This is a genomic window from Peribacillus sp. P4_D6, assembly GCF_056401795.1.
On sequence record NZ_JBFUIQ010000027.1, the window covers coordinates 1 to 19,068 of the forward strand.

Consider the following 19,068-nt stretch of genomic DNA (forward strand, 5'->3'; position numbering starts at 1 on the left):
CCCTCTCAGGTCGGCTACGCATCGTCGCCTTGGTGAGCCATTACCTCACCAACTAGCTAATGCGCCGCGGGCCCATCTATAAGTGACAGCGTAAACCGTCTTTCCATCTTCTCTCATGCGAGAAAAGAACGTATCCGGTATTAGCTCCGGTTTCCCGAAGTTATCCCAGTCTTATAGGCAGGTTGCCCACGTGTTACTCACCCGTCCGCCGCTAATCTCAGGGAGCAAGCTCCCRTCGATTCGCTCGACTTGCATGTATTAGGCACGCCGCCAGCGTTCGTCCTGAGCCAGGATCAAACTCTCCGAAGAAATGTTTGACTTGCTCATTTGCTTTTTTGATAGTGTGTGCTCACTTAAAATTTAACGTTGGCGCTTTGTTCTGTTCAGTTTTCAAAGAGCGATTTATCGTCGTTACTTCGTAAGCGACTTTAATAATATATCATTTATATTATTCCTTGTCAACAACTTTATTCTTTCGCTGTCGACTTAGTTATTATATCTAGTATCAGGAATAAAAGCAATAGTTATTTTAAAATAAATAATATTCATCCATTCATAGATTTCAAATACTATGACTTTACCCCTGATCAAGAAGAAAAAGCTTAGATTTCAAGAGTGAATTTTTTCTTTAAACATTATAGTACTTCTTTTATATATAATTCACGATTAATCCCTAAATTGATAATTTGCCCACTATCCATCACCTTTATGACCGGTCATGTTTGCGAGCCAGCATCAATAAAAATGATTTCAGCGATGAATCCATTGTTCAGTTTGACCCGGCTTCCCATGGAAAAATTAGCGAAGCTTATTTGGGAAGTAACTTGAAGCCAACGAGTCTTTACCCAAACCCGAACACTCTGATATCATTTGAAACCGAGCTAATGCAAAAAAGACCCAGCTTTATTGCTGGGTCTACAATTTTTTTACGGTTTATACAATTTGAGCGTTGCTTATAGATACCCCCGCTGTCTCATTGTTTCAAAAAAAATCAAAGGGAATTTCAAAAGGGGTTCGGAATTAAAATCCGAACCCCTTTTTTAGTAAAAGATTATTCTTCCGTATCTTTTTCAGTTTCTTCATTTTCTTCATTTACCGTAGGTTCAGGATCAGAATCCGGATCTAGAGTTGTTACCGCCTCTATTTCCAGGTCTTTTTCTTCTTCTTCTTCCCTTCCTACGATGGCCACCGTAGAAACATATTCATTATCTGCAGATTCGAGTCGGATGAGCTTAACACCCTGTGTATTACGGCCCGTTTTAGAAATGCCTTCGACTTCCATTCGGATCAATACACCAGCTGCTGTAATCAGCATCAAATCTTCATCTTCACCCGTAACTGTTTTCACGGCTATAAGTTCACCATTTTTCTCAGTGACATTACATGTTTTTATTCCTTTGCCTCCACGGCTTTGAATACGGTATTCTTCCGCAGAGGTCCTTTTTCCATAACCGTTTTTCGTAACGATCAGGACTTCTTCATCATCTTCAAGAATTTCCATTCCGACAACTTCATCATTTGTCCCTAAGGAAATTCCTTTTACTCCTGCTGCAGTACGTCCCATTGTCCGTACATCCGTCTCTGGGAAACGAATCATCATACCGGACTTCGTTCCAATTATGATCTGTTTCTCTCCATTCGTAAGCCGGACAGAGATCAATTCATCGTCTTCACGTAAACCTAGGGCAATTAAACCGTTATTACGGATATTTGCAAAGGACGATAAAGGTGTACGCTTTGATATCCCATGTCTGGTCGTGAAGAATAAATACCAATCGTCCGCAAATTCCTTCACAGGTATGATTGCATTGACCCACTCGCCTTTATCGACTTCCAACAAGTTGATAAGCGGCAATCCTTTTGCCGTCCTGCCATATTCAGGTATTTCATATCCTTTTGAACGATAGACTTTACCTTTGTTGGTGAAGAATAATAGAGTGTCATGAGTCGAAGTGGTTAACAAGTGACCGACAAAGTCATCTGTATTCGTTCCCATACCCTGTATTCCGCGCCCCCCGCGTTTTTGACTGCGGTATGTGGTTGCAGGCAAGCGTTTAATATAACCGTTATGCGTAAGTGTCACGATTATATTTTCCTCTGGGATTAAATCTTCATCTTCCAGGCTTTCAAAGCCGGCTAATGTGATTTCAGTTCTCCGTTTATCATCAAAACGTTCTTTAATTTCAAGAAGCTCTTCACGGATAATTTCAAGAACCTTTTCTTCATCAGCAAGAATCGCTTTATATTCTGCAATTATAGCCATTAATGCCTGATATTCATCTTCAATTTTTTCACGTTCCAGACCTGTCAAGCGCTGTAAACGCATATCCAGGATAGCTTGCGCCTGTTTTTCGGAAAGTGAGAATTGTGTCATTAAGCCTTCACGGGCAATATCTGTCGTTTGGGAACTGCGGATCAACGAGATGACTGCATCCAAATTATCAAGTGCAATACGCAAACCTTCTAAAATATGGGCACGGGCCTCCGCTTTCCGCAGTTCAAATTCAGTCCTGCGACGTATGACTACCTGCTGATGCTCCAAGTAGTAGCGCAGGCATTGTTTTAAATTCAGCACCTTTGGCTGACCGTCCACCAAAGCAAGCAGATTGATTCCGAAGGTGGTCTGCATCGCGGTGTGCTTATACAGGTTGTTTAAAAGGACATTCGCATTAACATCCTTTCGAAGCTCCATGACAATACGCATACCATTGCGATCCGATTCATCCCGTAAGTCGGTGATGCCTTCGATTTTCTTATCTCGGGCAAGTTCTGCAATTTTTTCAATCAATCTTGCTTTATTCACTTGATAAGGGATTTCCTTAACAAGGATTACCTGTTTACCATTCGGTTTCTCTTCAATCTCGACTTTCGCCCGTTGAATGATTGACCCTTTACCGGTTTCATAGGCCTTTCTGATTCCGCTTCTCCCTAAAATCAAACCGGCTGTCGGAAAGTCCGGACCAGGAATATATTCCATCAACTCTGGAATTGTAATCTCAGGATTCTTGCTTAAAGCCAATACGCCGTCAATTACCTCACCTAATTGATGGGGCGGAATATTGGTTGCCATTCCTACCGCTATTCCTGATGAACCATTCACCAATAAGTTCGGGAAACGGGCAGGCATGACGGCTGGTTCTCTTTCTGAACCATCGTAGTTATCCTGGAAATTGACCGTATCTTTATTTAAGTCCCTGAGTAACTCCATCGAGATTTTCGACATTCTCGCTTCGGTGTACCTCATTGCGGCAGCTTGGTCACCATCGACCGAACCGAAATTCCCATGTCCATCTACAAGCATATAGCGATAGTTAAAAGGTTGCGCCATCCGTACCATCGTTTCATATACTGCCGAATCACCATGGGGGTGATATTTACCGATAACTTCCCCGACAATACGGGCTGATTTCTTAAATGGTTTATCCGAAGTCATTCCAAGATCGTTCATTGCATAAAGAATTCTTCGGTGTACCGGTTTCAAACCGTCCCTTACATCAGGCAAAGCCCGCGACACGATAACGCTCATCGCATAATCCAAAAACGATGTCCGCATCTCGGTACTTATATTTATTTCTTTAACACCTGATCTTTCATTTTCTGACATGGAGCCAACCTCCTATTAAAAGCTTATATCTCATTTAAGTTTAACTGTTCGTGCACTATGTAAAGAACAGGATGTAAAAAGCATCCTGTCAAAAATCAGATATCAAGATTTTTTACATAAATTGCATTTTCTTCAATGAAGTTACGTCGCGGTTCTACCTTGTCGCCCATCAGCATCTCGAAAGTTTCATCTGCCTCGGCGGCATCTTTCAAACTGACTTGAAGCAGCGTTCTCGTTTCTGGGTTCATGGTCGTTTCCCACAATTGCTCCGGATTCATTTCCCCCAGCCCTTTATAACGCTGCAGGTTAGGCTTCGGAGTACTTGGCAGACTTGCCATGATTTCTTCAAGCTCGCGGTCATTATAAGCATAATCCACTTTTTTCCCTTGCTGAATCTTGAAAAGTGGCGGCTGAGCAATATATATATATCCATACTCGATGATTTTTCGCATATACCGGTAGAAGAATGTCAACATCAGTGTTCTGATATGGGCACCATCCACATCCGCATCGGTCATGATAACAATTTTATGGTATCTGGCTTTTTCAGTATTGAATTCATCACCAATGCCCGTTCCAAGTGCTGTGATGATCGTACCTATTTCTTCATTGTGCAGGATTCTGTCCAATCGCGCTTTCTCAACATTCAGGATTTTACCCCTTAGCGGCAATATGGCTTGGAAATGGCGGTCCCGCCCTTGTTTTGCCGAGCCTCCCGCAGAGTTTCCTTCAACGATGTATAATTCGCTGATACTCGGGTCCTTAGAAGAACAATCTGCCAATTTACCTGGTAGATTGGATACTTCCAAAGCACTTTTCCTCCGGGTCAATTCACGTGCTTTCTTCGCTGCCAAACGGGCTCTCGCTGCCATTTGCCCTTTATCCACTATTTTTCGGGCCACGGCAGGATTTTCGTATAAGAAGGCATCAAGTCGTTCCGAAAGAATGGAATCAGTAACCGTTCTTACCTCAGAGTTTCCGAGTTTGGTTTTCGTCTGACCTTCAAATTGCGGATCAGGATGCTTAATCGAAATGATTGCCGTTAAACCTTCCCGGACATCTTCACCTGAGAAATTGGTATCCGCTTCTTTTAAAAGACCATTTTTCCGTGCATAATCATTGATGACACGGGTCAAAGCAGTCTTGAATCCCGATTCATGTGTACCGCCTTCATAGGTATGAATATTATTGGCAAAAGAAAAGACATTGCTGATATAGCTGTCATTATATTGCAGGGCCAATTCAACGGAAATTCCATCTTTCTCGCCTTCCATGAAAATCGGTTCCTCATGCAATACCTCTTTAGAACGGTTCAAATGCTCAACATAAGATTTGATACCGCCCTCATAGTGGAACTCCCTGATTTTTTCTTCTTCTTCACGTTTATCTTCAATGATCAGCTTCAACCCTTTATTCAGGAATGCAAGCTCGCGGATTCGTGTGGCTAATGTATCAAAGTCATATTCCAAGGTATCCGTGAAGATTTCACCATCAGGAATGAAGTGTACAGTCGTTCCGGTATGATCGGTTTCCCCGATGATTTTCAAATCTTCTTTTGGGATACCGCGGTTAAATTGCTGATAATGGATTTTACCTTCACGATGAACGTAAACTTCCAATACCGTGGATAAGGCATTAACTACTGATGCCCCCACACCATGCAGACCGCCGGAGACCTTATAACCTCCGCCTCCAAATTTACCGCCCGCATGAAGGACCGTCATGATTACTTCTACAGCCGGACGTCCCATTTTTTCATGGATCCCCACTGGAATCCCCCGACCATTATCGACTACGGTTATGCTATTGTCTTCTTCGATCGTCACTTTGATTTCCGTACAGAAACCAGCCAGTGCCTCATCAATACTATTATCGACAATTTCCCAAACAAGATGGTGAAGTCCTTTTGCAGAGGTAGTGCCGATATACATCCCCGGACGTTTACGAACTGCTTCTAAGCCTTCTAAAACCTGTATCTGATTCTCATCGTATGCCTGAGCTTGTACTTCTTTTTGTTCCATTGTCATACGTATCACCTACACTTTTCTTTTGGCATTTATCAATTTTCAGGAGTAATTATAACGTTTAGCTACAATTCAAAGAATATCTATATCATCGATTAAGAGCGATGGCTGAAGTGAACGCTTTTTCAAGGTGGACGACGCGAGCGGTGAATAATAAACCTGTTTGTCCGTCACTACAATCGATTTAACCGAGTTTTTTGCTAAATGGGAAGTTACATCGGACTTTTTCTCCAAAAATTCACTCATGATTGGAGAGGCCTGAAGCAGCTTCTTATCTAAAATGGCTATGACATCGTCCGTTTTCACAAGAATGTCTTCACCAATGTGGAGATACATACATTCACCTCATCATTTAACCTTTTTTATACTTCCTTGACTAACATAAAAGGTGGACGCTTCTCGTAGGGTTTGATGATCGATTCCATCAACGGAGGGTGTCGTCACAAATGTTTGCACTTTCCCCTGTATCGTATTCAGTAAATGGGATTGACGGAAATCGTCGAGTTCCGATAACACATCATCCAATAATAAAATGGGATACTCGCCGATTTCTTCATGGATCAGCTCAATTTCGGCAAGTTTCAAAGACAAGGCAGTCGTACGCTGTTGTCCTTGTGAACCGTATGTCTGGACATCACGGTCATTCACAAAAAAAACCAGGTCGTCACGATGAGGACCTACCAGTGTAACACCCCGTTCAATTTCCCTTGTTTTTATTTTATCAAATTTTTCTGTGTATACTTCTATCATTTTCGTCAAATCCATAGATTCTGATACATCAAGCGACGGTTTATATTGGATTTTCAATACTTCTAGATTTCTGGAGATCCCCGAATGAATAGGTTCTGCCCATTGCTGGAGCTTTAAAAGAAACTCGTACCTTCTTTCGACAATTTTCGCTGCATACTGAATAAATTGATCGGTCAGCACGTCAAGCATCGTCGTATCCGTTTGTTTCCGGGTCTGCAGAAGCTTTAAGTAATGATTTCTTTGTTGAAGTATTTTATGATATTGGCTCATATCATGAAGGTATACGGGAGAAACCTGGCCAATTTCCATATCTATAAAACGGCGTCTGACTAGAGGACTTCCCTTTACAAGGTTAAGATCCTCAGGCGCAAACATGACCACATTCATATTTCCGACATATTGACTCAACTTTCTTTGTTCAATATGGTTGCACTTCGCCTTTTTCCCTTTTTTTGAAATGGTCAGCTCAAGTGGTATTGAGGTATTTCTCTTTCTAACTCTTCCTTCTATTTTAGCATACTCTTCATCCCAGCGAATAAGTTCTTTATCATTTGAGGTCCGATGGGATTTTGCCATTGCTAAAACGAAAATGGATTCCATGACATTTGTTTTTCCTTGAGCATTTTCGCCGAGGATTACATTGACTTTATTCTCAAAAGCCAGATTCAATTCGGTATAGTTGCGGTAATTTTTCAAACTTATATTTTCAATATACATATTCCGCTCTTCCCTTATGTTTTAGCTTGTAATTGTGTAGGTGCCAAATCCAGGAATCTCTATTTTATCACCTGATCTTAATTTTCTGCCTCTTCTCACGTCTAATTCGCCATTAATGTAAACCTCGTATTCACTTAAGAACCATTTCGCCATTCCGCCGCTTTGGATCAAATCGGCCAATTTCAGGAATTGTCCAAGCGTAATATATTCAGTATTGATTTTTATGGAGTCCATTCATGCTTCACTCATTTCTAAGTAGTCTTTAATATTTCATTTTACTAAATTAATCCCATTAAGACAAAGTATAGCTTTTTCAGTTCTTGTTTTTAGCGATTGAGAGTCTCGTACAGCATTGAAAAAACGCCAAAGACCCTTTGGAAACCTATGTTTAAATATAAAAAAATTAAAGACCTGCTATACAAGCCTTTAATTTTTTTGAAATATTATTTTAGCTTAATAAGTCCTTACCGGGAGAATTAATTGCAGCATGGAATCGTCATGTAGCGGACGAATGACAAACGGACGCATTGCACCTGTGAAATTAATTTTTATATCGGATCCTTCCAATGCCTTTAGAGCATCCATTACGAATTTGGCACTGAATGAGATCTTCAGGTCTTCGCCTTCAATGGCTTCTGCCTGAACTTCCTCAATTACTTTACCAATTTCAGGAGTATTGGAAGAGACTTCGATTATACGGCCTTCTAGGGTTGTCAATTTAACGACATTATTTCTTCCTTCTCTCGCCAATAAAGAAGCCCTGTCGATCGCTTGAAGGAAATCCTTGGTATGAACAGTCACATCGGTTTTGCTATCTGATGGAATCAAGCGTGATGTATCGGGATAATTCCCTTCAAGAAGTCTTGAGAAGAATAATAAATTTTCAGCTTTGAAAAGCACTTGGTTTTCGGTAATGACGATTTCAATGAGTTCGTTTGTATCATCAAGGATTTTACTTAACTCATTCAGACTTTTACCTGGGATGACAACGCTATAGGTCCCGTTAATTTTATTTTCTATTTTGGCTGTTCTCATTGCAAGCCTATGGCTATCTGTTGCAATACAGGTCAATTCGTCATCTTGAACCTTCAAGTTTACACCTGTTAAGATGGGGCGTGTTTCTGACGTGGACACTGCAAAGCCAGTTTGGCGGATGAGGGTCTTTAAAAGGTCCGTTGGAAGTTTGAAAATATTTTCTTCTGCAATGATCGGAAGATGAGGATATTCCTCAGGATCCAGTCCATTTAGATTAAATTCAGCTTTTCCCGAGCGAATAATCGTTTGAAAGTTATTCTCCACTTCAATTTCTACAGTATCCATCGGCAGCTTTTTGACAATTTCACTGAAAAAACGGGCATTCAGGACTATACCGCCGCTGCTTTTAACTTCAACTATCTCATCTCCGTCAACCTCAGCGGGAATGAATGATTGGATGGAAATATCTGAATCACTACCTGTTAGAGTGACCCCCTCACTAGTAACGCTTATCTTTATCCCTGTTAGGATCGGAATCGTCGTTCTTGATGTGACTGCTTTCATTACTTCTTGGACACTATGAACTAATCGATCTCTTTGGATTATAAATCTCATGTTTCATCCTCCAATTTTTTATTGCCGAATAGGCATATTTATTAATAATTTTTATTAAAAAAGATAGTAGTAATAGTAGTAGGCCCTGTTGATATGTGGATAAGTCCACTCAACCTAAGGAAAAACAGTCTATCCACATGTGGACAGACTGTGTGTAAGTAGTCGCCAGTTATTCACATTATCCAGAATCCATTATACCCTCAGCTGGTCTTGGATTTCTTTAACCTGACGTTGAAGCTGGGTGTCCGTTTGCATGAGTTTGGAGATTTTTTCATGCGCATGGATGACGGTCGTATGATCGCGGCCTCCAAATTCATCGCCTATCTTGGGCAGGGATGAGTCCGTCAATTCCCTGGAAAGATACATGGCAATCTGTCTTGGAAAGGCCACGGATTTAGTCCGTTTTTTCGCCTTGAAATCCTCAAGTTTGACACTATAATGTTCACCGACCGTCTTCTGGATTTCCAAGATGGTGATTATTTTAGGTTTTGAGCTAGGAATGATGTCTTTTAATGCTTCAGCTGCCAAATCGGCATTTATATCTTTATTGATCAATGAAGAATAAGCGACGACACGAATAAGTGCACCCTCAAGCTCACGAATATTGGAATCGATTTGGTTGGCTATATAGAGCATGACTTCGTTCGGGATATCAAGACCCTCAGCTTTTGCCTTTTTACGCAATATGGCAATCCGCGTTTCCAGATCAGGTGGCGTGATATCCGTGATCAAGCCCCACTCAAACCTTGAACGGAGACGATCCTCTAGTGTAGGTATCTCTTTTGGCGGGCGGTCACTCGAGATGACGATCTGTTTGCTTTCTTCATGCAGCGCATTGAATGTATGGAAAAACTCTTCTTGAGTTTGTTCTTTTCCCGCAAGAAATTGAATATCATCAATTAATAAAACATCCACGCTTCGGTATCTATCACGGAATTCCCCAGCTTTATTGTCCCGGATCGAGTTGATGAATTCATTCGTGAACTTTTCAGACGATAAATAAACGACCTTCGCATTCGGATTATGCTCTAGAACATAATGCCCGATTGCATGCATTAAATGAGTTTTTCCAAGGCCGACGCCCCCGTATATGAATAAGGGATTATAGGCTTTGGCCGGAGCTTCTGCGACAGCGAGAGACGCGGCATGGGCAAAACGATTGCCGGAGCCGATGACAAATGTATCGAATGTATTTTTCGCATTAAGCATATGCTGTGGAAATGCAGCATGCTCTTTATCCTGTTTTTTTATCTTTTTAGGCTGAACAGGAACGGCAAAATCATCATCTTCTTGATTGGGGGGAATGATGAATTTTGCTTCCAATTCCTCACCGGTAAGTTCAAACAATACATCGGAAATAAGATGGGAATAGCGTTCTTCAAGCCAATCCCTGGCAAATTCATTGGGAGCGGTGACTGTTAATGTATCACCTTGCAGTAAATAAGCCTTGGTTGATTTAAGCCAAGTTTCAAAGCTTGGTTTACTGATTTTCTTTTCGATTTTTCCGAGCGCCTGGTTCCAGAGGCTATCGATGTTATCCAAACTTATCCCTCCTTTGCAAAAAAAATTTTAATCATTGTATCTAAATGTATAGGCACAAATAAACTCATCGATTGCCGTCTTCATATTAATTTTGACAGCAAAGGTTCGGTGAGCTGTATTAAGGAATTTTTGTGTTGTGTAATGTGAAGTGCCCAAAACTATATCTTGCGCTGTACAACCTTTGTACAGACTACATCTGGTGAGCCAGTGCAGATTTGAATGTTTATTCATCAACAGGTATTTTAAGAAATATATAATAAAGAAGAAAAAAGGGTTTTCGACAATATCCACCATCTGTGGACAGATTAATATACACAGGTCGGATAAACTATCCACAAGTTATTCACAGTCTGTGGATAAACGTTACCTGTTGATAAAGTTATTCAGAGTGAAAACACAAATATAATATCAGAAATTCAGGCGTCTTGCAATGGGTTAGAAAACTTTATCCACAACTTACCGGGCTTGTGGGAAAAACTTTTCCACAGGCCATTGTTATGTGCAAAAGTCTCTAAAATGGGATGTGGATAGAAAAAAACATGTCGAATTTTATCCACAGACCATGATTATAGGCTCGAATTAATTTGAGATGAACCAGGTGTTCAAGCCGGAAGACCTGCATGGGGAAAGATCGAAAGGGATTCAGGTTCGTTCTTATAATTTGTCGAATGGTGTGTCGTAAGGGAGGATTACTTGCGAATCTCATATTCGTGCCATGGATAAAATGATGGAAATTTCCCTTTCCCCAAAAATTTCTATATCAGTTCGGAGCAAAATCATTTACAATAGGCTAGGTAGTAAAAAAAGGCCTACTGGACATTGAGCATTAAAAAAAGAAATTTTTTATGGATGAGGTTGACAAGTAGAAACCTCCATCTATATAATTGTAAAGACTGTCTTTAACTGTTATTCCTCAGGGAGGTGTCATATAATGAAAAGAACTTATCAACCGAATAACCGCAAACATAGTAAAGTTCACGGTTTCCGTGCACGTATGAGCACGAAAAACGGACGTAGAGTAATCGCTGCACGTCGCCGTAAGGGCAGAAAAGTATTATCTGCATAGACCACTGAAAAGTCTCAGTGGTCTTTTTTCGCAAAATAAGGGATTTACTGAGACTCAATTCATGTAATGAAGGTGTAAAAATGAAAAAAAAGTTAAGGATTAAGAAAGAGGATGAATTTCAGCTTGTGTTTAAAAAAGGTGAATCTTCTGCTAATCGGCAATTCGTTGTCTATGTCCTTGAAAAGCCGGGTCAGGATCATTTTAGGATCGGCCTTTCTGTCAGTAAAAAAATCGGGAACGCCGTTATGAGGAACCAAATCAAAAGATACATACGGCAAGCGTTTTTGGAATTGAAAGAAGATATAGAAGAGGGTAAGGATTATATTGTGATTGCTCGAAAACCAGCGGCGGAGATGGACTTTTTCCAGGTGAAAAGCAGCTTGATACATGTCCTGAAACGTTCTAAATCACTAAACTTTAAAATGAAAAAACAATAAAGTCCCCTTAATATCGAATAAGACTCCTCGTATCATATGGTTACTTGAGTAAGATGACATAGAAAATTCCGATTGTAACTGTGGAAAAAGTGGATTACTTTTCCTTGAAATCTTCTAATAAACAGTTCACAATTGTTTCAAAAAAGATTGATTGCAGTTAGGAGGAAATTACGGTTGAAAAAACGAATATTACTCATTATTGGACTAGCCTCGATAATGATGCTGTTGGCAGGGTGTACGGAAATTAAAGAACCTATTACTGCGGATAGTGAAGGTTTTTGGAATTCATACATTGTCTATCCATTATCAGCCCTGATCATCTGGCTTTCCGAAGCATTCGGCGAGAACTATGGTTTGGGAATCATCGGCGTTACACTGATCATTCGCCTGGCATTGCTTCCATTAATGATCAAACAGGTGAAAAGCTCGAAAGCCATGCAGGCCATTCAGCCTGAAATGAAAGAACTTCAAGCTAAATACAGCTCAAAAGATGCTGCCACACAACAAAAACTACAGCAAGAAACAATGGCCCTATTTTCGAAATATAATGTGAATCCATTGGCGGGATGTTTGCCGATATTGGTGCAAATGCCGATTTTGATCGGATTTTACCATGCAATCAGCCGTACGGAAGAAATTGCTTTACATAGTTTTCTTTGGTTTGATTTAGGTTCCCCGGATCCTGTTTATGTTTTACCGGTCGTTGCAGGTATCACGACTTTCATCCAGCAAAAGATGTCCATGGCTGGAATGAACTCGAATCCACAAATGGCGGCACAAATGACGATGATGCTTTACATCATGCCAATCATGATTGTTGTATTTGCTATTAATTTCCCCGCTGCTCTTTCTCTTTACTGGGTAGTTGGTAACATTTTTGGTATCGTTCAAACGTATTTCATCAAAGGTCCGGATCTTAGAAAAGCAGCTGCGGAAAACGCGGGAGGGGCAAAGAAAAAGTGAAAAAAGTGACTGCTACAGGACAATCTGTCGAAGAAGCAGTAAATTTAGCTTTAGCTCAACTGAACAGCACTAAGGAACGCGTGGAGATTGAAGTAGAAGATGAAGGAAAAAAAGGATTTTTTGGTTTATTTGGTGCAAGGAAGGCAATCGTCCATGTGACATTGCCTCCGGATCCCATTGAAGAGACACTTGGATTTTTGAAGAATGTCTGCGTCGATATGGGAGTCAATGCACAAATAAATGTCACCCGTAAAGGTAAGAACGTAACATTCCATTTATCAGGTGATAAAATTGCATTATTGATTGGAAAAAGGGGTCAAACACTAAATTCACTTCAGTATTTAGCACAGCTGGTAGCAAATCGATATTCGAAGCAGTATTTGAATATTACCGTAGATGCAGAAGATTATCGAAGCCGCCGCAATGACACCTTAATCCAATTGGCTGAAAGAATGGCAAATAAAGCCACGAAAACAGGTAAAGCTGTTTCACTGGAGCCGATGCCATCCTATGAACGTAAGGTCATCCATAATGCTCTCCTGGATTATCCAAAAATAAAAACAACCTCAAGTGGGACGGAGCCATATCGTCACTTGGTCATCACTCCACTTAAATGAACCTTCTGCTTTTAAGCAGGGGTTCTTTTTTTTAGGGATGAATGTCGAATATTTTTTTTGCGAATTTTCCATTCAACAATAAGTGACAAATTTTTTATATTTTCTTGATCCTTAAAGGGGATGGAAGAAAATGAAGCGGGCGATATTTGTTATTCACATGTGGATAAGTTAAAATGGTTGTTACAGAATATGGATTAACGGCGTGTGGATAACTCTTGGAAGGAAGGAGTATCTACTTTTTTTCATGAATATACTGTGGTATTGTAGTAATTTAGGGATTCGACGATTTTATTATCAGAAAAAAATAGAACCATCAATATATAAGAGGTGAAAGCATGGAATTCGATACAATCACCGCTATCTCTACTCCCTTAGGGGAAGGGGCGATCGCCATCGTTAGAATCAGCGGTGATGAGGCCATAGAAATAGCCGATAGGATCTTTAAAGGACCAGGTGGAAAAGGATTGCTTGAAGTGAAATCACATACGATTCATTATGGCCACCTTATCCAGCCTAAAACAGGTGAAATCATAGAGGAAGTCATGGTTTCGGTCATGATGGGTCCAAAGACATTTACAAGGGAAGATGTAGTTGAAATAAATTGTCACGGTGGAATCGTTTCGGTCAATAGGGTACTGCAGCTTATTCTCTCACAAGGTGCTCGTTTAGCGGAACCTGGTGAATTTACGAAACGGGCTTTTTTGAATGGCAGGATCGATCTTTCCCAAGCTGAGGCCGTTATGGACTTAATCCGTGCTAAAACGGATAAAGCCATGAATGTTGCATTAGGTCAAATGGAAGGCCGGCTTTCGAAATTAATCCAAAATCTGCGTCAGGAAATTTTACAGACCCTCGCTCAAGTCGAGGTAAATATAGATTATCCGGAATATGATGATGTCGAAGAAATGACGCATCGTTTATTTTTGGAAAAAGGCAGTTATGTAAAGAATGAAATAGAGAAGCTGCTTCACACGGCTCAACAGGGGAAAATACTTCGGGATGGACTTGCGACCGTTATCATAGGTCGTCCCAATGTCGGAAAATCTTCATTGCTTAACAGCTTAGTTCATGAAAACAAAGCGATCGTCACTGATATTCCAGGTACAACACGTGATGTTATTGAAGAGTATGTCAATGTTCGCGGTGTACCGCTTAAACTTGTCGATACAGCAGGAATTCGCGAAACGGAAGATATCGTTGAACGAATTGGAGTTGAACGGTCTCGTGCAGTATTAAAAGAAGCGGATTTAATATTGCTTGTATTGAACTATTCCGATGAGTTCACTACTGAAGATGAGAAACTATTCCAAGCGGTTGAGGGAATGGATGTTATCGTTATCATCAATAAAACAGACCTTCCACAAAAAATCGATATGGCAAAAGTTAAGGAAATGGCTGCATCCCATAAAGTCGTTACGACTTCATTACTGGAAGATCGAGGGGTCGATGAATTGGAAGAAGCGATCGCTTCTTTATTTTTCGAAGGTTCTTTAGAAACGGGAGACCTGACCTATGTGTCCAATGCAAGGCATATAGCTTTGCTGGGACAGGCATTACAGGCTATCGAAGATGCAATTGATGCTATTGAAATGGGTACGCCGGTTGACTTGGTTCAAATCGACTTCACGAAAGCATGGGAGTTACTTGGAGAAATCATTGGCGAAAGCGTTCAGGATAATTTGATCAACCAATTGTTCTCTCAATTTTGTTTAGGAAAATAAGCGTAAAAGGAGGAAAAGGATATGCAATACGAAGCAGGTAGCTATGATGTCATTGTTATTGGTGCCGGTCATGCTGGCAGTGAGGCGGGCCTTGCAGCTGCAAGAGTAGGAGCTAAAACGTTGATGATCACCATTAACCTGGATATGGTCGCCTTTATGCCATGCAATCCCTCCGTCGGCGGACCGGCAAAAGGGATAGTCGTTAGGGAAATTGACGCTTTGGGCGGTGAAATGGGAAGAAATATCGACAAGACCCATATTCAAATGAGGATGCTCAATACGGCAAAAGGTCCGGCCGTTCGTGCGCTGCGGGCGCAGGCAGATAAATTTCTCTATCAGCAAGAAATGAAAAAGACGATAGAAGACCAAGAAAATTTGACATTGATTCAAGGAATGGTAGAGGAATTAATTGTTGAAAACGATGTATGTACGGGTGTCATCACTAAAACTGGTGCGGTGTACCGTGCGAAAACTGTCGTAATCACGACGGGAACATATTTACGCGGTGAAATCATTTTAGGGGAACTGAAATATTCAAGCGGCCCTAATAATCAGCAGCCTTCCATCAGGCTTTCTGAACACTTGGAGCAGTTAGGATTTGATTTGGTCCGTTTTAAAACAGGAACGCCTCCACGTGTGAATAGTTCTTCCATAGACTACAGCAAAACGGAAATTCAGCCTGGCGATGAAGTGCCTCGTGCCTTTTCTTATGAAACGACAAAGTTCATAACGGATCAATTGCCATGCTGGTTAACGTATACGAATGAGGGTACACATCAGCTCATTGATGATAATCTACACCGTTCACCAATGTATTCCGGAATGATTAAAGGAACCGGACCGCGTTATTGTCCATCGATAGAAGATAAAGTCGTTCGTTTTAATGATAAACCACGGCATCAAATCTTCTTGGAACCTGAAGGTCGCAATACAAAGGAAGTTTATGTGCAAGGTTTATCCACCAGTCTTCCTGAAGATGTGCAAGTGAAAATCCTGCAAACAATTCCGGGACTTGAAAAAGCGGAAATGATGCGTGCTGGATATGCAATTGAATATGATGCCATCGTTCCTACACAGCTATGGCCTACACTTGAAACGAAGAAAATCAAAAATCTATATACTGCAGGTCAAATTAACGGGACATCCGGCTATGAAGAAGCAGCAGGACAAGGATTGATGGCCGGTATTAATGCAGGATTGAATGCAATGGGTAAAGAAGAACTGATTTTAAGCCGTTCGGATGCCTATATTGGTGTTCTCATTGATGACCTTGTAACGAAAGGCACGAATGAACCATACCGATTGCTGACTTCACGTGCAGAATATCGTTTATTATTGCGTCATGATAATGCCGATCTACGCTTAACGGAAATTGGATTCAATATCGGAATGATCAAAGAAGAACGCTACAAACGTTTCCTTATGAAAAAAGAAGCGGTTGAAATGGAAAAGGAACGATTGAAATCAAACTTCATCAAACCGACCAAAGAGGTGCAAGAAGTCATTACTGCAAGTGGCGGCAGTGAATTAAAGGATGGAATCCGTGCCTCCGATTTATTGAAAAGGCCTGAAATGGATTATTCCCATATTCAGAAGTTGGCGCCAAGTGATGTCGAACTGAGTGAAGAAGTGACGGAACAGGTCGAAATCCAGATCAAGTATGAAGGATATATCGAAAAATCCTTGCAGCAAGTCGATCGCCTGAAAAAAATGGAGAACAAAAAGATTCCAGAGAATATCGATTATGATGCAATTTCTGGTCTTGCAACGGAAGCACGTCAAAAATTAAAGCAGGTCCACCCGCTATCAGTAGCTCAGGCTTCAAGAATTTCCGGTGTGAATCCCGCTGATGTTTCCATTCTGCTTGTTTATTTGGAACAAGGTAAGATTGCCAGAGTATCTCAGTAACGGAAATACCCGAAAAGGATTGAAAAAACATGAATATTGAACAGTTCCAACAAGCACTGCTGGAGAAAGGGATCGAGCTCTCTCCTCAACAGCTTGATCAGTTTGACACGTATTATCGATTATTGGTGGAATGGAACGAAAAGATGAACTTAACAGCCATCACAGATAAAGAAGAAGTTTATCTAAAGCATTTTTATGATTCAATCAGTGCAGCCTTCTATTTTGACTTTGACGAATCCTATCGAATTTGCGATGTTGGGGCTGGAGCTGGATTTCCGAGTATTCCATTGAAGATTTGTTTCCCTGATATCCACGTCTCGATTGTGGATTCCTTGAATAAGCGAATTTCTTTTTTGAATCACCTTGCGGATTCATTGCAATTAAAGGGAGTTTCCTTTTATCATGACCGGGCGGAAACCTTCGCTCAAAAACCGGAGCATCGCGAATCCTATGATATTGTCATGGCGAGGGCGGTAGCCAGGATGTCGGTTTTAAGTGAACTATGTTTGCCGCTTGTTAAACTGGATGGGACGTTCATTGCCATGAAAGCGGCTAGTGCACAAGATGAAATGGACACAGGGAAGAAGGCCATTTTTACATTAGGTGGAGAAATCGAAGAAATTCATCCTTTCACATTGCCAGAGGAAAATAGTGAAAGAAACATCATTACTGTAAAAAAAGTGAAGAAGACTCCTAAAAAATACCCAAGAAAACCAGGGACACCGAATAAGCAGCCTATTGAATAACCTCTGTACGATAAAGTATGTTTTCATAGTAAGAGCAGAGGATTCAGATATATATGGCTGGTACTTGCCCTTATTTTCTTTTACTATAAATGTATGACCTTATTATTTTCACTTAATACTGCATTTGCCAACAAGAAGGCATTTTCGGTTCAGGTTAAGACGTGTGCCCTTAGCTTGCTGATTCGGGAAATAATTTTGGGAAAGCCGGCCGATATATATAAAAACTGGCCGTCGACCCTCATTATTGCCTTGATGGCGCCAGTCGACATGTTTTTTACAGTGAAGGGACATATGTATAACCATGTCGGGAAATGTATGCAGGACTTGTCCTTTAAATAGAGAATATGTTATTTGGGAGTTTTAAAAGGTGGTGTAGGAAGATGAAGCATCCTTTTTCGCGGTTCTTTGGGTTTGGCGAAAAAGAAGAAGAGCAACTAGAGATGGAGACACCTAGCAATAATAATGAAGAAATAAGAAAAATTTCCATTTCCGACATTGTGCCTAATCGATTTCAACCAAGGACCGTTTTTAATGACGATAAAATTGCCGAATTGGCTCAAACGATCCATACACATGGGATCATTCAACCAATTGTAGTAAGGGCTTATGGTCAGGGAAAATATGAAATCATTGCAGGTGAGCGTCGTTTCCGGGCCATGCAAAAGCTTGGCTGGGAATTGGCACCTGCTATAATCAAAGATTTCACCGATACAGAAACGGCTTCCGTTGCGCTGATAGAAAACCTTCAGCGTGAAGAACTGACACCGATTGAAGAAGCTTTGGCTTACGGAAAACTATTGGAGCTGCATAGTTTAACCCAAGAAGCCCTGGCACAAAGACTGGGAATTGGTCAATCCACCGTGGCGAATAAGCTTCGGCTGCTTAAGCTGCCGCAGGAGGTTCAGGATGCACTTCTTCAAAAGCAAATTACGGAACGCCATGCCCGCTCGTTGATACCGTTAAAGAGTCCTGAAAAGCAGTTGAAACTGCTTTTGGAAATCATCGAAAAAGGGTTAAACGTCAAGCAGACTGAAGAGCAGGTCGTCAAGCTCTTAACGGGTACTGTGCAGAAGCCGAAACCTAAGCGAAAAGCGTTTAGTAAAGACATGAGGATTGCCGTGAATACTATCCGCCAATCACTCAGTATGGTTACAGACAATGGAATAAATCTGGATGCAGAGGAAGAAGAATTCGAGGAGTATTATCAGTTCACGATTAAAATACCCAAGAAAAAAACTTGATTCCCCATCCTTAGCCCGCTTGGTAGTCTCCGATTACCAAGCTTTTTTTATTTTCTCTCCAAAACTGGCATTTTCCACTTTTAAAACACTCAAATTTTCCTGGATTTTCAATGCTTTTAGAAGTATTTCAAATTTTAAGAGG

Annotated in this window: 15 protein-coding genes and 1 rRNA gene; 8 read left to right on the plus strand and 8 right to left on the minus strand. The window is 40.9% G+C overall.

The window, feature by feature from the left end:
* From AC1DVB_RS11095 to dnaA, 8 genes are all read right to left on the minus strand, one after another.
* A 16S ribosomal RNA gene (locus AC1DVB_RS11095) occupies positions 1 to 309 on the minus strand; the annotation flags it as partial.
* Positions 310 to 1,051: 742 nt separating this feature from the next.
* Positions 1,052 to 3,604: a DNA gyrase subunit A gene (gyrA, locus tag AC1DVB_RS11100; RefSeq protein WP_057278287.1), complete on the minus strand. Its 2,553-nt coding sequence runs from the start codon at positions 3,602 to 3,604 to the stop codon at positions 1,052 to 1,054.
* Between the two features lie 95 nt (positions 3,605 to 3,699).
* A complete protein-coding gene (gene gyrB, locus AC1DVB_RS11105; protein ID WP_057278321.1) occupies positions 3,700 to 5,625 on the minus strand; it encodes a DNA topoisomerase (ATP-hydrolyzing) subunit B in 1,926 nt (641 codons plus the stop codon).
* A 75-nt stretch (positions 5,626 to 5,700) separates the two neighbouring features.
* The gene (gene remB / locus AC1DVB_RS11110; RefSeq protein ID WP_034316197.1) at positions 5,701 to 5,964 is read right to left on the minus strand and encodes an extracellular matrix regulator RemB; all 264 of its coding nucleotides are present in this window, start codon (positions 5,962 to 5,964) and stop codon (positions 5,701 to 5,703) included.
* 12 nt (positions 5,965 to 5,976) lie between these two features.
* Complete coding sequence (gene recF, locus AC1DVB_RS11115; RefSeq protein ID WP_034316194.1) at positions 5,977 to 7,095, minus strand: DNA replication/repair protein RecF; 1,119 nt, start codon at positions 7,093 to 7,095, stop codon at positions 5,977 to 5,979.
* 21 nt (positions 7,096 to 7,116) lie between these two features.
* On the minus strand, positions 7,117 to 7,329 hold the full coding sequence (yaaA, locus tag AC1DVB_RS11120; protein WP_034316192.1) for a S4 domain-containing protein YaaA: 213 nt from the start codon (positions 7,327 to 7,329) through the stop codon (positions 7,117 to 7,119).
* A 219-nt stretch (positions 7,330 to 7,548) separates the two neighbouring features.
* Complete coding sequence (gene dnaN, locus AC1DVB_RS11125; RefSeq protein WP_054398443.1) at positions 7,549 to 8,685, minus strand: DNA polymerase III subunit beta; 1,137 nt, start codon at positions 8,683 to 8,685, stop codon at positions 7,549 to 7,551.
* A gap of 192 nt (positions 8,686 to 8,877) precedes the next feature.
* Positions 8,878 to 10,227: a chromosomal replication initiator protein DnaA gene (gene dnaA, locus AC1DVB_RS11130; RefSeq protein WP_034316187.1), complete on the minus strand. Its 1,350-nt coding sequence runs from the start codon at positions 10,225 to 10,227 to the stop codon at positions 8,878 to 8,880.
* A 931-nt stretch (positions 10,228 to 11,158) separates the two neighbouring features.
* Between dnaA and rpmH the strand changes: the two genes are divergently transcribed.
* From rpmH to noc, 8 genes are all read left to right on the plus strand, one after another.
* Positions 11,159 to 11,293 carry a 50S ribosomal protein L34 gene (gene rpmH / locus AC1DVB_RS11135; RefSeq protein WP_034316183.1) on the plus strand — a complete coding sequence of 45 codons (135 nt, stop codon included), beginning with the start codon at positions 11,159 to 11,161 and terminating at the stop codon, positions 11,291 to 11,293.
* Positions 11,294 to 11,373: 80 nt separating this feature from the next.
* Positions 11,374 to 11,730 carry a ribonuclease P protein component gene (gene rnpA / locus AC1DVB_RS11140; protein WP_057278285.1) on the plus strand — a complete coding sequence of 119 codons (357 nt, stop codon included), beginning with the start codon at positions 11,374 to 11,376 and terminating at the stop codon, positions 11,728 to 11,730.
* A gap of 174 nt (positions 11,731 to 11,904) precedes the next feature.
* Positions 11,905 to 12,693, plus strand: a complete 789-nt coding sequence (gene spoIIIJ / locus AC1DVB_RS11145; protein ID WP_053537000.1) for a YidC family membrane integrase SpoIIIJ — start codon at positions 11,905 to 11,907, stop codon at positions 12,691 to 12,693.
* The gene (jag, locus tag AC1DVB_RS11150; RefSeq protein WP_230135005.1) at positions 12,690 to 13,310 is read left to right on the plus strand and encodes an RNA-binding cell elongation regulator Jag/EloR; all 621 of its coding nucleotides are present in this window, start codon (positions 12,690 to 12,692) and stop codon (positions 13,308 to 13,310) included. The genes spoIIIJ and jag overlap by 4 nt, the downstream gene beginning before the upstream one ends.
* Before the next feature lie 335 nt (positions 13,311 to 13,645).
* Positions 13,646 to 15,031, plus strand: a complete 1,386-nt coding sequence (gene mnmE / locus AC1DVB_RS11155; protein WP_239859897.1) for a tRNA uridine-5-carboxymethylaminomethyl(34) synthesis GTPase MnmE — start codon at positions 13,646 to 13,648, stop codon at positions 15,029 to 15,031.
* Between the two features lie 21 nt (positions 15,032 to 15,052).
* The gene (mnmG, locus tag AC1DVB_RS11160) at positions 15,053 to 16,939 is read left to right on the plus strand and encodes a tRNA uridine-5-carboxymethylaminomethyl(34) synthesis enzyme MnmG (RefSeq protein WP_230135002.1); all 1,887 of its coding nucleotides are present in this window, start codon (positions 15,053 to 15,055) and stop codon (positions 16,937 to 16,939) included.
* Positions 16,940 to 16,968: 29 nt separating this feature from the next.
* Entirely contained in the window at positions 16,969 to 17,685 is a 717-nt protein-coding gene (gene rsmG / locus AC1DVB_RS11165) for a 16S rRNA (guanine(527)-N(7))-methyltransferase RsmG (RefSeq protein ID WP_230135001.1), read from the plus strand.
* A 380-nt stretch (positions 17,686 to 18,065) separates the two neighbouring features.
* Positions 18,066 to 18,926, plus strand: coding sequence for a nucleoid occlusion protein (gene noc / locus AC1DVB_RS11170; protein ID WP_034316169.1), 861 nt, complete (start codon positions 18,066 to 18,068; stop codon positions 18,924 to 18,926).
* Positions 18,927 to 19,068: the final 142 nt, after the last annotated feature.